Genomic DNA, 14,437 nt, shown 5'->3' on the forward strand with positions numbered 1-14,437 from the left:
GCCGGGCCCTCGGAGGGCCCGGCGCCTTTCGTTTTTCCGGGCAGGGCGTGCCGCCCGGACGTGGGTGCAGGCGTTTCGGCAGCACCGCGGCGGGGTGGGAAACTGGAGTCATGAAGTTGCTCCTGATCCGCCATGGCGAAACCCCCGGCAACGTGCTGGGCCAGCTGGATACTGACCACCCGGGACCGGGCCTCACCGAACTGGGTGAACGGCAGGCAGAGGCGATGGCGCGTTCGCTGGTCAACGAACCCATCGGCGCCCTCTACGCCTCCACCTTGATCCGCACGCAGATCACCGCGGCACCCCTGGGCAGGCTCCAGGGCCTGGAAACCACGGTGCTGGAGGGGCTGCACGAGATCGAGGCGGGGGCGCTTGAGAAGCTTACGGACCACGAGTCGCATAAACGGTACATGGGAACGGTCATTTCCTGGGCTGCGGGTGAACTGGACAACCGCATGCCCGCAGGCCCGGACGGCCACGCGTTTTTTGACCGGTTCGACGCCGCCATCGCCAGGGTGGTCGACAGGGCATCGGGGCAGCACGGCACGGTGGCAGTGGTGAGCCATGGTGCGGCGATCAGGACCTGGGCAGGGCTTCGGGTCGACGGCATCGATCACGAATTCGCCGCCAGGCACGTGCTGGCCAATACCGGAATCGTGGCGCTGGAGGGTGACCCGGACAGCGGCTGGACGCTGATTCACTGGGAAGGCAGCCCGGTGGGCGGCCTTGCCCTGGCGGATCCCACCGCCGGGGACCCGACGGGCCGGGACGCAGCCGCCCCCTAGGCCTGCTGCCGGTGCCGCCGGAGCGGCAATGCCCGCCCGGCGGGACAAGTGCCCGCGTCCGCGCGGCGACGCAAGGCCGGCGTGCCCCGGCGGACGGACGGGACCCCGGGAATCAGCTGCGCCGCCATCGCTGCGGCATCTCCCGCCGTCGGCCGTTCCGCTGGGTCCATGGCGGTCAGGGACCGCAGCAGGGGCACCCAGTCCCCGAGGTACTCCGGGACGTCCGGGGAGCGCAAGGTGCGGGCCACGAGGGATTCAATGGCGGTGCCCGGAAAGGCTTTGATGCCCGTGAGGAGCTCCAGCAGGACAAGCCCCGTGGAGTACACGTCCCAGGACGGCGCGACGGTGCCGCCGGAAGCCTGTTCGGGACTCATGTAGTGCACTGTCCCGGATGAGATTCCGGGCTCGGGTGCCGAACCTGCGGCGGCGGCAATGCCGAAGTCGATGATCCGGACGGGACTTCTACGGAGGCCGCTGAGCATCAGGTTTGCGGGTTTGATATCGCGGTGCACCAGTCCCCCGGCATGCAGGTGGGCGAGCGCACCGAAGAGGCCCCGGGCCCAAAGCGCCACGTCACCGGACTTAGGGCGTTCCGCGCGGATGACCTCGGCGAGGCTTGCGCCCAGGGCCAGTTCCTCCACGAGATACGGGCGCCCGCAGTGGGAACCGCTGCCTGTCACCACGCCCTGGTCCACCAGGCTCACGATGGATGGATGACTGAAGCGGGCCAGGACGGCGGCTTCGTTCTGGATGCGCTGGTGCTGTTTCCGGCCGCCGGCCGCCGCGATCTTCACGGCAACGTCCGGGCCGCCCTCCAGGTCCACCGCGCGGAACACTTCGGCCGCGGATCCCCGGCCCAGGCGTTCCCTCAACTGGTACCGGCCGGCGAGGGCCTCCCCGCTGTTCAGCAACGAATGCTGCAGCGCCGCAGCTGCCGTCCCGTTGGCACTCACGCGGAGAGGGCAGCGGAAGGACGTGTGCCGCGGGGGCCGGTGGTCCAGGCGTCGAGCTGGAACCCGCAGGCGCAACGCCACACGGGCGGAAGCTCGCGGTCCCCGGGGGCAGTTGGGGCAAAGGTGTAGCTGGCACGCTCCCACCCCAGGGCCGGCGTCACCAGCTCCATCGGCGTACCGCAGTGGACGGCGGTATTTCCCTGCGGCGCTGTGGTGCCGTCCAGGGTAGACCGCCTCGGGTCCGTGCGGGCATCGGGAATGGTCACACCCATGGCGGGTTTACGCGGTGAAACTTCGGTGTAAGAGACCAACACACTCACGACTCCGTTGGGAAGCAAATTCGGGAACAATCGTAAGCTTACATATAACTAGGCTAACTAGCTAGTCAGGCTAGTGAACTTTTATTTCCTCTTCCCGATGCTGCAGCGACTCCGTCATGCGCTGCAGGAAATCGACCACGATCCGCGCCTCCTCGGCGCTCAGGCCCTCCGCAACTGCCATCATGCGGCGATGCATGGCGCCGAGCGTCTCCCGGACTTCCTTGTCAGACTCCACGGTGGGGACCACCACCACCGAACGGCGGTCGGAAGGGTGCGCCTCGCGGCGAACGTGTCCACTCGCCACCAGTCGGTCGATCAGCGAAGTGGTGGACGCGCTAGTAATATTGAGGAACCGGCTGAGATCCTTGGGGACAACCTGCTTGCCCGACGCCTGGACCCTCAGCAGGTACCGCAGGGCGAGGATATCCGTTTCGCCCATGCCCATGGAGTCCCTGGTGCTTCGGCGAATCTCGGTTTCGGCCGCGCGGTAGTCGCGCAGGGCCTTCAGTACCGCCGCACTGTAGTCCAGTTGCCCGTCGGATCCGTACCAGTAGCCGGATCCCTCGTTGCCCATAGAAACCATGGCATCATTTTAGACCAACTGGTAACTAGACTGCCAAGTAAGTTAGCTGATGGTCGCGCCGCCAGGGGTTATCCGGGTGCTAACCCCCAGGAAACAACTGCGTAACTCGCCACGCCTAGCCTTGTCAGGCATACCCCTCCGGCGAATCGAGGCAGATATGCAGACCAACCCCAGGCTCAACATTCGGCAGGTCTCCTGGTCCAACCCCGTGGGCGCCGATCTTCGCCGCGCCCAACAGGCAGAACTCGACGCCCGCTTCGGCCGGCCCGACCACGAGCCCGGGCCGCCGCCGTCGGGCGCCGACTGCGCCGTCTTCCTGGTGGCGTACGACAAAGGCTCGGGGCAGCCGGTGGGCTGCGGCGGGCTGCGCCTCCTGGACGGAACGACGGCCGAAATCAAGCGGCTTTACGTACTGCCGTACACCCGAGGTTCCGGCGTTGCCAGCTCCATCCTCGCGGCACTGGAGGCGGAGGCCTTCAGCCAGGGCATCACCCGGATCAAGGCCGAGGCCGGGTCAGCCCAGCCGGACGGCCGGAACTTCTACGAAAATTCGGGATTCGACCCCGTACCGAACTTCGGGCCCTATGTGGGGGTGGAGCACTCGCGCTGCTACGCCAAGCGCATCAACGCCCACAGCGCGGCACAGACCGCCATGGCCTAGCGCCCGCCTCGGAGCAGGGTCCCGTCGGGGCCCTGCTCCGCGACCCAACGTTTCCTTCCGGTTTACGCCGAGGCCGCCAACCGTTTTCCCGACAGGTCCAAAGTGGAAAGCCGGGCTGTTTATCGAATCGATAGCTATAACAGCCCGGTTTTCGTCATGCCCGGCTATAGGCTGTGCGGACATGCTCTGATTCCAGTCCAGAAATGAGTCCTGATCGTGCGTAAATTGCAGACTTTGGTTGCCGCCGCCGTTGCCGCCACCCTCCTCGCCGGCTGCGGCGGGGGCGCCACCCCGCCGGCTTCAACCGGTGAAGCCTCCGGCGCTCCCGCGGGAGCCTCCGGGGACACCCTGGTGATCTACACCAACTCCAACGGCGAGGGCCGGGGCGACTGGCTGGCCGCCAAGGCGGCGGAGGCCGGATTCAAGATCGAGATCGTAGGGGCCGGCGGCGCCGATGCCACCAACAAGCTCATTGCCGAGAAGAACAATCCCATCGCGGACGTCGCGTTCGGCCTGAACAACATGTACTTCTCGCAGGTCAAGAACGAGGGCGCGCTGGAGGCCTACCAGCCCGCGTGGGCCGGCGACGTGGACAAGGGCCTGGGCGACGGAGAGACGTACTGGCCCCTGGTGAAGCAGGCCATCCTCCTGGGGTACAACTCGGACAAGATCAGCAAGGATGCCGCACCCAAGGACTGGACGGACCTGTGGACCAAGGACGAATTCAAGAGCCGCTACGAGCGGGTCACCGGCCTGGGCACCGCCACGGCGCAGCTGGTTTTCGCCGGCATTCTCTCCCGGTACCGGGACGACTCGGGGGATCTGGGGATTTCCGACGACGGCTGGAAGCAGGTTGAGCAGTACTTCAAGAACGGCAGCCCGGCAGTGGCCAAGACCGACCTCTTTGCCCGCATCGCCTCCGGCGACGTGGACATGGGCCAAATGCCGTCCTCGATCATTGCCGACCGCGAAAAGTCCTTCAAAGTGAACGTGGACACGGTCATTCCTTCCGTGGGGGTCCCCCTTGCCGTGGAGCAGATCGCCCTGGTGAAGGGGACCAAGAAGAAGGAGCAGGCGCAGAAGTTCATCGACTGGTTCGGCAGCGCAGACGTCCAGGGTGAATTCGCGCAGAAGTTCAACTCCATGCCGGTCAACAAGGCCGCCCAGGCAAAGGCCAATCCCGAGGTGGTGGACTTCTTTGCCGGCCTCAAGCAGCAGGACATCGACTGGGACTTCGTGCAGAAGAACATGGGCGCCTGGGTGGAGAAGATCGAACTCGAATACATGACATAACCCCGCACTGCCAGCCGCCGTTTCCGCGTTCCATCAGACAGGGTTGCCATGATCCGCTTGGAAAACATCGAAGTTACCTTTGGCGATTTCACCGCCATTCCGCATCTGGACCTGCATGTCCAGCCGGGGGAGTTCTTCACCCTCCTGGGGCCCTCCGGCTGTGGAAAGACGACGGCGCTGCGCACCCTGGCCGGCTTCATCCAGCCGGCCAGGGGTACGGTCCGGGTGGACGGGAAGGATGTGACCCGCCTTCCCAGCGACAAGCGGCAGGTGGGCATGGTGTTCCAAAACTATGCCCTGTTCCCGAGCATGAGCGTATGGGAGAACATCGCCTTCGGGCTCCGGGTCCGGAAGGAAAAGCCTGCCGACAGTGACCGCCTGGTGCGGGATATTGCACGGCGCGTGGAACTCAGCGACGAGCAGCTGGCGAAGAACGTGGCCGAGCTGTCCGGCGGCCAGCAGCAGCGCGTGGCCGTTGCCCGCGCCCTGGTGCTGCGGCCCAAGATCCTGCTGCTGGACGAGCCGCTGTCCAACCTGGACGCCAAGCTCCGCCACCAGCTGCGCCAGCAGCTCAAGGACCTGCAGAGCGAGTTCGGCATCACCACCGTGTACGTCACCCACGACCAGGACGAGGCCCTGGCCATGAGCGACCGGGTGGCGGTCTTCAACAAGGGGGTGGTGGAACAGGTCGGGACGCCCCAGGACATCTACGACCATGCCGCCACGGAGTTCGTCTGCAACTTCATTGGTGACAGCTCAGCCCTGACGCCGGACTTCGTGGCGGAGGTCAACCGGCTCTCCGGGGCCGGCCTCAGCACGGATGCCAGGTCCTACCTGCGCGTGGAAAAGGCCTCCCTGGACCGGCCCGCGGACGGAGGGACCGCCGTCGGGCTTCCCGCCACCGTGGTGTCCCGGACCTACCACGGCCTGCACAGCCGGTATGTGGTCCGCAGCCATGGCGCCGACATCCGCCTCCTGGTCCGCGAAGACGGCGCCGCGCACCCTGAGGCCGGCACGGCCACAACCGTCTACGTCCAGCCCGGGCACATCCTCCAGTACCATCCGGGATCCGGTGCCGCGCTGGCACAGGACCGGGCGGTCGCCCTGCCATGAGCGGCAACAACGCGGTGCGCAGCATGGCCCGCTCCCCGTTCGTCCTGGTGGTGGGGGTCATCCTCACCTGGTTCATCGCCGCGTTCCTGGTGTGGCCCAACGTGAACATCCTGATGGCCACGTTCTTCCCGGACGGCAGCTTTTCGGGCCGCGCCGCGGAGAAGCTGTTCTCCTCCCAGCGGGCCATGAAGGCACTGGGCAACAGCTTCCTGCTGGCCGTGGCGCTGTCCGTCACGGTCAACCTGGTGGGCGTCTTCATCGTCCTGGTGACGCACTACTTCAGGATCCGCGGCTCCAGGATCCTGTTCCTGGGCTATGCCTCCACCTTCATCTATGGGGGCATCGTGCTGGCGGCGGGGTACAAATTCATCTACGGGGACAAGGGCATTGTCACGACGCTGCTGGTCCGGGTTTTCCCCGGCATGGACCCAGGCTGGTTTTCCGGGTTCTTTGCCGTGCTGGCGGTCATGACCTTTGCCACCACCACCAACCACATGCTGTTCGTTGCCAACGCCCTCAAAGGCCTCGACTACCAGACCATCGAGGCCGCGCGGAACCTTGGCGCCTCCACGTGGACCATCCTGCGGCGCATCGTCCTGCCCATGCTCAAGCCCACGCTGTTCGCCGTCACCATCCTGTCCTTCCTCACCGGCCTGGGCGCCCTCAGCGCCCCGCAGGTGCTGGGCGGCCGTGATTTCCAGACCATCACACCAATGATCCTGACGTTCACCAACAGCCCCACTTCACGTGACCTGGCGGCGCTGCTGGCCGTGATCCTTGGCCTGGCCACCATGGTGATGCTCGCCGTGATGTCCCGGCTGGAGAAGGGCGGCACGTACTTTTCGGTGTCCAAGGTGTCCTCGGAGCTGCAGAAACAGGACATTACCAACCCGGCGGCCAACGTGGCGGTGCACGCCGTGGCCTATCTCCTCTTTGCCGTCTATACGCTTCCCGTGGCGTTGATCGTGCTTTATTCATTTGCCGACGGCGCGGCCATCCAGACCGGACAGCTCTCGTTTTCCAACCTGACACTGGACAACTATGTCCGTGTCCTCACCCAGCAGTCCGGGCTGCGGCCGTTCATCGTCAGCGTGGTGTACAGCGCCCTGGCGGCCGTCATCGCCGTCGGCGGCCTGCTCTTTGTGGCCCGGCTGCTGCAGAAGTACAAAAACTGGGTGGCCTCAACGTTTGAGTACCTGCTGCACATCCCGTGGATCCTGCCGTCAGCGCTGCTGGCCCTGGGCCTGATTGTCAGCTACGACCATCCCAATCCCCTAGTGGGCGGTGCCGTCCTCACCGGAACAACGGTGATCCTGCTCATCGCCTTCGTCACGGTGAAGATCCCGTTCACGCTCCGGATGCTCAAGGCGTCCTTTGCGGCCGTGAACTCTTCCCTGGAGGAGGCCGCCGCCATTATGGGCGCCAAGACGCTGTATGTCTTCCGCCGGATCCTCCTGCCCCTGGTGCTCCCGGCGGCGGCAGCCATCACGGCCCTGAACTTCAACAGCCTGCTGGACGACTACGACACCGCCATCTTCCTGGCCCATCCGCTGGTGCAGCCGCTGGGCCTGGTGATCAAAGCCAACACGGACGGGGCCGAGGGCACGGAGGGCATCGCGAACACCTTCGTGTACACGGTGCTCCTCATGGTCATCACCGGAGTGACGATGTACCTCGTGTACGGCAGGTCCGGACGGCGGAGAAACAGGAAGAGGCTCCCCGCGGCTCCGGCCGGCCCGCAGGTCTCCGACGCCGGGCTTCCCGGCGCACAGGCGCCGGGTGAGGATGACGCCACGCGCCCTGCGGCAGCAGTCCGCTGACTACTTCCCCGGACCGCTGGCGACGGCGGTCCGTGCGTTCCGCCGCCGGGCCAGGTTGAGCGCGCGGTCACGCAGCGGCTGGGCACGGTCTGCCAGGGCGACACGTCCGAGTGCAGAGGAGGCCACGCTCACCGCGCGGGTGCGGAGTCTCCGGTGCTTGTTGTAGGCGCGCAGTGCCCGGTCCTGGCCTTGAGGCGCGTTGTTGAGGAGGTCAGCCAGTGTCACCGCGTCCACCAGCGATTCACAGGCGCCGCGGCCGAGGGTGGGCATCATGGCGTGCGCGGCATCGCCGATGAGCACCGTCCGGCCGCTGACGTAGGAGCGCAGATGCGGCACTGTCCACAGGCGCTGGACGAGGCATTCCTCCGGCGTGGCTGCCGCCAGGGCACGACGGATGGCAGGCGCGTGGCCGGAGAAGCGCACCCGGGCCTGTTCCAGCGCCAACGGAACATCGATTCCGAAAGGTCCAAGTTCGGACCGGTAACTGGCGTACCAGAAAGACCCGCCCCGGGCGGCTGCCATGCCGAACAGGTCGCCGCGGCCCCAGTACTCGCCCACCTCGTCCGGAGCGACCGGCGTCGGAAGGGTACCGCGGAGGGCAAGGTAGGGCGTCAGGCGGGCAGCGGTGGCGCTGCCCCATCCCGCACGGCGGACCATGCTGTGGACGCCGTCGGCGCCCACCACCAGGCTGCCATCCGCGGGGACTGACTGCACGGTGTCGGTGACACGGCGGACGGCGGCGGGCACGGCGCCGTCCAGCAGCCGGATCAGGTCGATCCGGGAAATGCCGAACATCTCCCCGGCATCGACCGTGACCCACGGTTCACCCTGTGCATTGCGGACCGACCCGGTGCCCAGCACCGGGCTGACGGCCCGGGCCTGGTCCAGTATTCCCAGCCGGGCCAGGGCGCGCTGGGCGTTGGGCCACATCCCGAGGGCGTTGCCGACGGTGGGCAGTTCCGGCCGTTTCTCGTACACCGTCACGTGGAAGCGGCTGGGATCCAGGGCTGCCGCAAGGGCCAGGCCGGCGATGCCGCCGCCAACGATCGTGATCGTTTCCATACGCGCCATTTTACTACTTTTGTAGTGATCCGGAAGGGGTCCCACTACACTGAATCCATGCCGGACCGACGCACCCTGTTGCTCGATGCCGCCCTCACCGTGGTGGCGGACAAGGGCATGAAGGGACTCACCCACCGGGCCGTGGACAACGCCGCAGGCCTGTCGGAGGGCACCACGTCCAACTACTACCGCAACCGCGCTGCCCTGGTTGACGCCGTCCTGGACCGGCTGCTGGAGCTGGATGCCGCGCTCCTCCGGGAACAGGGGCCCGCCGGTCCGCCCAAGGACGTGGGTGAACTGGCAAGCCAGCTCGCCTCCATGGTGGTGATGCTGGCCGGCCGGCACGCCGCCCTGACCCGCGCCCGGCTGGCACTTTCCCTGGACAAGCCGGAGTCCATAACGGCCGGCCACTTCCAGCTGGTGGGCGGCCTGGAACACGCCCTTGCCGCGCTGGGTGTCCAGGATGCGCGGGCGCGGGCACGGGATGTGGCCGACTACGGCGACGGGGTGCTGCTCCACCTGCTCACGGTCAGGCGGGACGAGCAGCCCGACGCTGCCGCCATCGCGGCCGCCGTCCGGCGGCTGGTGGGTATTTAAGCCTCACCCAGCCGGCCGGCGTCGTACTTCCCCGGCCCCTTTAGGCCGAAGCCGGCCAGCCCGTGTAGGCCTCGGCCAGGTAGGCCTTGCCGTGGCGGGAGGAGACCACGGAGTTCAGTTCACCGAGCTGGCGGGCGCGGGAGAAATCGTCCGCGTCGGCCGGGGTGTGCAGCATGGTGGTCATCCAGTAGGAGAACTGCTGGGCCTTCCACACCCGGTTCAGGGCGCGGTCGCTGTAGGTGTCCAGGAGCCGGTCCGAGCCGGAGTTGTAGTGGCTGTCCAGTCCCTCGAATAGGAACTTGACGTCATTGATGGCCAGGTTCAGGCCCTTGGCACCGGTAGGCGGCACGGTGTGTGCGGCGTCGCCGGCCAGGAACAGGTTGCCGTGGCGCATGGGAGTGTGGACGAAGCTGCGGAAGGGCAGCACCATCTTTTCCAGGACCGGGCCTTCCTTGAGCTCGAAGCCGTTGCCGTTGACGCGGTTGCGGAATTCCGCCCAGATCCGGTCGTCATCCCATTCGGCCACGTTCTCCTTGGGATCGCATTGGAAGTACATCCGCTGGACCGTCTCCGTGCGCTGGCTGATCAGGGCGAAGCCGTTGGCCGAGTTGGCGTAGATCAGTTCGTCGGAGCTGCGCGGTGCCTCGGCCAGGATGCCGAACCAGGCGAAGGGGTATTCGTGGAAGTACCACTTGCGGTGGGCCTCGGGGATCTGGAACCGGCAGTGGCTGCGTGAGCCGTCCGCGCCCACCAGGAAGTCGGCCTGGATCTCGAACTCGACGCCGTCGGCATCGGTGAACCAGACCTTTGGCTTGCCCTCCAGGTCATGGACGGTGGTGTCGGTGACGCTGTAGCGCACATCGCCGCCGTCGTCCTTCCTGCGTGCGGCCAGGTCCAGGAAGACGTCAGTCTGCGGGTACAGCCACACGGACTCGCCCACGAGGTCCTTGAAGTCGATGCGGTGGCTCTCGTTGTTGAAGCGCAGTTCGATCCCGTCGTGCCGGTCGCCGTCGCGCAGCACCCGGTCGGAGACGCCGCTGTCCACCAGCAGGTTGACGGTTCCGTGCTCCAGGATGCCGGCGCGGACGGTGTGGGAGATTTCCTCGTGGCTGCGGATCTCGATCACCGTGGACTCGATGCCGGACTTGGCCAGCAGGTGGGAGAGCATCAGGCCCGCCGGACCGCCTCCCATGATGGCTACCTGGGTGGTGATGACTTTTCGTGCCATGGCTGCGTCTCGCTTCGTTGCGGGCCCGGGAAGGGCCGGATGGATGCCTGGCTTTCAGTGTGCGGCAGGGCGGGTGACCGGCGTTACAGGTATTCCGTTCAACGGATTCCGGCGGCAAATCCGGTGCGGTTGGTCACGCCTCGGCCAGGCCCCTCGCAATGCCGCGGGCCGCCGTCTGCAGCGCTGGAACCAGCGCCTGCAGCCGCATTTCCCGCAGGGGAACCACGACGCCGAGGGATGCCACCGCACGCTGGCGGCGGTTCAGGACGGGCACGGCGATGCCCCACGTGTCCGGATCAACCACGCCTTTTAGCTGCGCGAAGCCTTGCCGCGAGGTATCGGCAAGCAGCGTGCGGACGTCGTCGGCTACCAGCTTGCCGTAGGGATCGTGGAATTGGGCGAGGTATTCATGTTGCAGGGTCCTGTCCTGGTGGGCCATGAGCGCCAGCCCGGCGGACGAAATGTGGATGGGCATCCTGCCGGCCACCTGGGCCCGGTTGGCAACCGACCCCCGCCGGGAGAGGCGCTCAACGAACAATGCCTCCCAGCCGTCCAGTACAGCCAGGTTCACGTTCTGGTTCAGGACCTGCTGGATGTCCTCCATGAACGGCATGGCCGCCTGCCGCAGCGCGAGGGCAGGCGAGGCGCGGTTCACCAGTTCCCACAGGCGGAGGCCAGGGCGGACGATGCCGCCGGGGGCGGTCTCCAGCAGCCCGTGGCCGGCCAGTTGGCCCACCAGCCGGTGCGCAGTGGTCAGTGGGAGGCCCGCACGCTCGGCCAGCTCCGACAACCGGAGATCGGCAACGTCCTGCGGGAAGGCGGAGATCAGCCGCACAATCCGGTCCACCACCGAATCGCCCGAGGTTGAGTTCGCCACTGCCGCCGCCTTCCGTTGAACGGGAAGTCCAGCGTACCGCGGCCCAGGGGACGGAGGCGCCGGCCTACAGCAGGGCGGCGGTCAGGCCTGGGTGGCGGGGCGTGCCGTGCCGGGCCGGAGCCGGCGCCACGCACCGGGGGCCAGCACCACCACGATGCCGACGGCGGCGCCAATGACGGTCTCGACGATGCGGTCGCGCAACAGGATGGAGGCGGAGGCGGGGACGACCAGGAGCGTGGACACCAGCGCCAGCGGCGTGACAAAGACCTGGGCGAGAAGGTACTGGCGGATAATGAAGAGCTCGGCGCCGAACTGGCAAAGCGCCATGACCAGTACCGTCCGCCAGGGCTGGAGGCCAAGCAGCAGGACGGCAGCGAGGACCAGCAGGCCCAGCACGGTCCCGATGATCCTTTGGATGCCGCGGCGCACCCGGTGCCTGGTGCTGTGGCCCACGAGGGGAACCACGGCGGCCACCATGGCCCAGTAGTTGTGGCCGAAGCCGAGCCGGCTTCCTGCCCATGTGGCCAACGACCCGGCCAGGCCCGCCGCCACCAGGTAGCCGAAGCCCTCGAGCCAAGCGGTCCGCTTCTCAGCGGGGGTGCGCCGGATGCCGGGAGGCCTGGTCCAGGGGGTGCGGTGGCTGGGAAGGATCCTTGATGAGAAGCCGATGAGCAGCGCAAACATGGTGGTGAGGACCGCAACCAGCATGCCTTCCCACAGCGGCGGCTGGTTGGGGATGGAGGCGATGGCGGCGAACGCGAAAATGTGGAAGAGGGAGCCTGCCGGGCGCAGCCGCAGCCAGGAAATCGCCACCGAGCAGGCGCCCGCCACCAGGGTGGTGGCCAGGACCAGCAGCCATGTGTGCGCGGCGGTATCCAATCCCCAGGCTGGACCCATCCGGGCCGCGAGGGCTGCCAGGAAGATGACCAGCAGCATCAGCAGCCCGGCCCGCAGCTGGAGCATAAAGCGCACGGCGTGCGGCTCGCCGCGGCCGTAGATGCCAGTGAAGGCTCCGAACGACGCGAAGATCGCCAGGTCCAGCCTGCCCAGCAGCACCAGTGTGATCAGGGGGACAAAGACGCCGACGGCGCACCTCAGTGCCGGGTGGTGGTCCTTGTTGCCGGGGGCGATGCTGAACATCTCAGCAAGCATCTTCACGGGGGCAGCGCCTTCCTTGGGGGTGGATTCCGGGGTGGCGGCCGCGCTGACGTTCCTGGTAAATCCTACGCCGGAAGCCTCCGAAACCGGCCAACACGTTCCCATGAATGGAATCTGGAGGCAATGCGGCGGAAACAGCACCGGCTGATGCTTGAGTCATGACCCGCCCTCCGCGCAACACCCCTGCCGCTGAACTGAGCTGCGAAGTCTGCGGCCGGATGCCGGAGCCGCCCAAGGCCCGGCTGACCTTGGCAAATGTCGCCACCATGCTGCCCATCGAGCTCCTGGTCCACGCCCTCGTGGTGGAGGCCCACCTCCCTTACGTGGCCAAGGTGCTGGTGCTGACGCTCACCGCCACGGTCCTGGTGATCTGGGTGGCCGAGCCGTCCGCCGCCCGGGTCCTCCGCAGCTGGCTGCATGCGCCGGCACTGCGTCACCGCCGGCGGCTGGCAGCGGCACCGTCGCTGTGGCGGGCGCGGACGCTGCTCCGGGACCAGCCAGGGTCGCTGCAGCGGATCACGCGGGCCTTGGCCAGGCTGGATGCGAACATCCTTGGCATCCACGTCCACCCGGCCCCGGGCGGAGTCCTGGATGAGTTCGTACTCTCGGCCCCGGGGACCGTGGGTGAGCGTGAATTGCTTGCGGCGCTGTCCGACGCCGGCGGGAGCCATTCGCACGTCTGGCCCACTACGGCACTGGCCATGGCAGACGGACAGACCAGGGCGCTGAGCCTGGCGTCGAGGATCGCTGCCGCCCCGGACGAACTGCCCCTGGCGGTGGCCGAGCTGCTGCATGCCGGGATCGTGCCGCCGTCGGACGCCGGCGCCAAAGGGTCCGACGACGGGACCTGGCTTAAGATCCCCACGGCCTGGCACGGCCCCATTACCTTCTCCCGGCCCGGCGAGCCTTTCACCCCGGCCGAATCCGCCCGGGCGCACCGCCTGGCGGAGCTGGCCGAGATCCTCTCGTACCGCCGGACGGAGGGACCTCGCGCGTAACCGCCCCTCCGTCCGGCGTCCCTACATCCGCAGGGTCAGGGCACCGGGCTCCACGGTCATCAGGACGTGCTTGCCCTCGCCTTCGTGGTCGCCGTCCAGCTGGTAGTCGTCGTTGTGCTCAAGGGTGATCTCCACGGTCTTGCCCTGGAAGTACTCCACCGCGGTATCCCTGTTCTTGCCCCGGCCGATGATGCCGGCCAGCACGGACAGCCAGCCGAGCTTGCCATGGTGGGGTGCCAGCACGGCGATGTCCAGCAGGCCGTCGTCCACCTTGGCGTCGGGGAAGATCTCCAGGCCGCCCTGGACCTTGCCGCAGTTGCCCACCATCACGCTGCGGACCCCGCGGTGCACCACGTCCTTGCCGTCGATCACCACGGTCGCCTTGACGGGCTTGCCGGGCAGGTTACGGATGCCGGCGTCCACATAGGCCAGCCAGCCCACCTTGTCCTTCAGGTCCTCGTTGGTGTCCGCCATGATGGTGGCGTCATATCCCACGCCGGCCATGACCAGGAACACCTGCTCCTTGTCCGGGTCGCTGCGCCGGGCACGGACCACGTCGATTTTCCGTTCGGTACCGATCAGGGCCCCGGCCATGGCGGCGTCGTAATCGGTCACGTCCAGGCCCAGGTTCCGGGCCAACAGGTTGCCTGTCCCCAGCGGCAGCAGGCCCATTGGGGTGTCCCCGCCGGCCAGGACCTCAGCGACACAGCGGACGGTACCGTCACCGCCGGCAGCGATGACGATATCCGCACCCTGGGCCAGCGCTTCCTTCGCCTGCCCGACCCCGGGATCCTCCTTGGTGGTTTCCAGCCAGATGGCCTCGCCCCAGCCGTTTTCCACGCAATGCTTGGCCACCAGCCCGCGCACGTCGATGTCCACCGGCTTGGCGGGATTGACGATGATGGCGGCGCGTTTGGGCGAAGTGGAGCTGGTCTCAGTCATGGCGTCCTCTGATGGCGGATGGAAAGCAAGCTTCTGAGAGAAGGGTA

15 protein-coding genes are annotated in these 14,437 nt (G+C 67.2%); 7 read left to right on the plus strand and 8 right to left on the minus strand.

Annotated elements, in window-relative coordinates:
* Nucleotides 1-110: 110 nt before the first annotated feature.
* On the plus strand, nucleotides 111-785 hold the full coding sequence (locus AC1DIP_RS09330; protein WP_476208002.1) for a histidine phosphatase family protein: 675 nt from the start codon (nucleotides 111-113) through the stop codon (nucleotides 783-785).
* Here AC1DIP_RS09330 and AC1DIP_RS09335 read toward each other — a convergent pair.
* The 3 genes from AC1DIP_RS09335 to AC1DIP_RS09345 all read right to left on the minus strand — a co-directional run bounded on the left by AC1DIP_RS09335 (nucleotide 782) and on the right by AC1DIP_RS09345 (nucleotide 2,641).
* Nucleotides 782-1,738 carry a protein kinase domain-containing protein gene (locus AC1DIP_RS09335; RefSeq protein WP_476208004.1) on the minus strand — a complete coding sequence of 319 codons (957 nt, stop codon included), beginning with the start codon at nucleotides 1,736-1,738 and terminating at the stop codon, nucleotides 782-784. The genes AC1DIP_RS09330 and AC1DIP_RS09335 overlap by 4 nt on opposite strands.
* Nucleotides 1,735-2,052: a hypothetical protein gene (locus AC1DIP_RS09340; protein WP_476208006.1), complete on the minus strand. Its 318-nt coding sequence runs from the start codon at nucleotides 2,050-2,052 to the stop codon at nucleotides 1,735-1,737. The genes AC1DIP_RS09335 and AC1DIP_RS09340 overlap by 4 nt, the downstream gene beginning before the upstream one ends.
* 76 nt (nucleotides 2,053-2,128) lie before the next feature.
* Nucleotides 2,129-2,641 (minus strand): MarR family transcriptional regulator, encoded by a 513-nt coding sequence (locus AC1DIP_RS09345; RefSeq protein WP_476208007.1) that lies wholly within the window; start codon nucleotides 2,639-2,641, stop codon nucleotides 2,129-2,131.
* A gap of 157 nt (nucleotides 2,642-2,798) precedes the next feature.
* Here AC1DIP_RS09345 and AC1DIP_RS09350 point away from each other — a divergent pair, with 157 nt between their 5' ends.
* From AC1DIP_RS09350 to AC1DIP_RS09365, 4 genes are all read left to right on the plus strand, one after another.
* Nucleotides 2,799-3,302: a GNAT family N-acetyltransferase gene (locus AC1DIP_RS09350; RefSeq protein WP_476208008.1), complete on the plus strand. Its 504-nt coding sequence runs from the start codon at nucleotides 2,799-2,801 to the stop codon at nucleotides 3,300-3,302.
* Nucleotides 3,303-3,518: 216 nt separating this feature from the next.
* Nucleotides 3,519-4,595, plus strand: coding sequence for an extracellular solute-binding protein (locus AC1DIP_RS09355; protein ID WP_476208010.1), 1,077 nt, complete (start codon nucleotides 3,519-3,521; stop codon nucleotides 4,593-4,595).
* 48 nt (nucleotides 4,596-4,643) lie between these two features.
* On the plus strand, nucleotides 4,644-5,708 hold the full coding sequence (locus AC1DIP_RS09360) for an ABC transporter ATP-binding protein (RefSeq protein WP_477733561.1): 1,065 nt from the start codon (nucleotides 4,644-4,646) through the stop codon (nucleotides 5,706-5,708).
* The gene (locus AC1DIP_RS09365) at nucleotides 5,705-7,528 is read left to right on the plus strand and encodes an ABC transporter permease (protein ID WP_477733562.1); all 1,824 of its coding nucleotides are present in this window, start codon (nucleotides 5,705-5,707) and stop codon (nucleotides 7,526-7,528) included. Before AC1DIP_RS09360 ends, AC1DIP_RS09365 begins: the two co-directional genes overlap by 4 nt.
* On the opposite strand, the gene AC1DIP_RS09370 is transcribed toward AC1DIP_RS09365, so the two are convergent.
* Nucleotides 7,529-8,590: an FAD-dependent monooxygenase gene (locus AC1DIP_RS09370; protein WP_477733563.1), complete on the minus strand. Its 1,062-nt coding sequence runs from the start codon at nucleotides 8,588-8,590 to the stop codon at nucleotides 7,529-7,531.
* A 57-nt stretch (nucleotides 8,591-8,647) separates the two neighbouring features.
* Here AC1DIP_RS09370 and AC1DIP_RS09375 point away from each other — a divergent pair, with 57 nt between their 5' ends.
* Nucleotides 8,648-9,187, plus strand: a complete 540-nt coding sequence (locus tag AC1DIP_RS09375; RefSeq protein WP_477733564.1) for a TetR/AcrR family transcriptional regulator — start codon at nucleotides 8,648-8,650, stop codon at nucleotides 9,185-9,187.
* A 40-nt stretch (nucleotides 9,188-9,227) separates the two neighbouring features.
* On the opposite strand, the gene AC1DIP_RS09380 is transcribed toward AC1DIP_RS09375, so the two are convergent.
* The 3 genes from AC1DIP_RS09380 to AC1DIP_RS09390 form a co-directional block, all read right to left on the minus strand.
* Complete coding sequence (locus tag AC1DIP_RS09380; RefSeq protein ID WP_477733565.1) at nucleotides 9,228-10,415, minus strand: 4-hydroxybenzoate 3-monooxygenase; 1,188 nt, start codon at nucleotides 10,413-10,415, stop codon at nucleotides 9,228-9,230.
* A gap of 133 nt (nucleotides 10,416-10,548) precedes the next feature.
* The gene (locus tag AC1DIP_RS09385) at nucleotides 10,549-11,292 is read right to left on the minus strand and encodes an IclR family transcriptional regulator domain-containing protein (protein ID WP_476208020.1); all 744 of its coding nucleotides are present in this window, start codon (nucleotides 11,290-11,292) and stop codon (nucleotides 10,549-10,551) included.
* An 81-nt stretch (nucleotides 11,293-11,373) separates the two neighbouring features.
* Nucleotides 11,374-12,450 carry an FUSC family protein gene (locus tag AC1DIP_RS09390; protein ID WP_477733653.1) on the minus strand — a complete coding sequence of 359 codons (1,077 nt, stop codon included), beginning with the start codon at nucleotides 12,448-12,450 and terminating at the stop codon, nucleotides 11,374-11,376.
* A gap of 158 nt (nucleotides 12,451-12,608) precedes the next feature.
* Between AC1DIP_RS09390 and AC1DIP_RS09395 the strand changes: the two genes are divergently transcribed.
* Nucleotides 12,609-13,448, plus strand: a complete 840-nt coding sequence (locus tag AC1DIP_RS09395; RefSeq protein ID WP_477733566.1) for an ACT domain-containing protein — start codon at nucleotides 12,609-12,611, stop codon at nucleotides 13,446-13,448.
* A gap of 21 nt (nucleotides 13,449-13,469) precedes the next feature.
* On the opposite strand, the gene AC1DIP_RS09400 is transcribed toward AC1DIP_RS09395, so the two are convergent.
* Nucleotides 13,470-14,390: a diacylglycerol kinase family protein gene (locus AC1DIP_RS09400; RefSeq protein ID WP_476208030.1), complete on the minus strand. Its 921-nt coding sequence runs from the start codon at nucleotides 14,388-14,390 to the stop codon at nucleotides 13,470-13,472.
* Nucleotides 14,391-14,437 lie beyond the last annotated feature (47 nt).

The organism is Pseudarthrobacter sp. 05T312 (assembly GCF_056396685.1).

Bases quoted from the DNA above. Each gene is read 5' to 3' on its own strand.
- AC1DIP_RS09345 (WP_476208007.1), bottom strand. From the start codon at position 2,641: ATGGTTTCTATGGGCAACGAGGGATCCGGCTACTGGTACGGATCCGAC.
- AC1DIP_RS09365 (WP_477733562.1), top strand. From the start codon at position 5,705: ATGAGCGGCAACAACGCGGTGCGCAGCATGGCCCGCTCCCCGTTCGTC.
- AC1DIP_RS09400 (WP_476208030.1), bottom strand. From the start codon at position 14,390: ATGACTGAGACCAGCTCCACTTCGCCCAAACGCGCCGCCATCATCGTC.
- AC1DIP_RS09375 (WP_477733564.1), top strand. From the start codon at position 8,648: ATGCCGGACCGACGCACCCTGTTGCTCGATGCCGCCCTCACCGTGGTG.
- AC1DIP_RS09395 (WP_477733566.1), top strand. From the start codon at position 12,609: ATGACCCGCCCTCCGCGCAACACCCCTGCCGCTGAACTGAGCTGCGAA.
- AC1DIP_RS09360 (WP_477733561.1), top strand. From the start codon at position 4,644: ATGATCCGCTTGGAAAACATCGAAGTTACCTTTGGCGATTTCACCGCC.
- AC1DIP_RS09380 (WP_477733565.1), bottom strand. From the start codon at position 10,415: ATGGCACGAAAAGTCATCACCACCCAGGTAGCCATCATGGGAGGCGGT.
- AC1DIP_RS09370 (WP_477733563.1), bottom strand. From the start codon at position 8,590: ATGGAAACGATCACGATCGTTGGCGGCGGCATCGCCGGCCTGGCCCTT.
- AC1DIP_RS09350 (WP_476208008.1), top strand. From the start codon at position 2,799: ATGCAGACCAACCCCAGGCTCAACATTCGGCAGGTCTCCTGGTCCAAC.
- AC1DIP_RS09330 (WP_476208002.1), top strand. From the start codon at position 111: ATGAAGTTGCTCCTGATCCGCCATGGCGAAACCCCCGGCAACGTGCTG.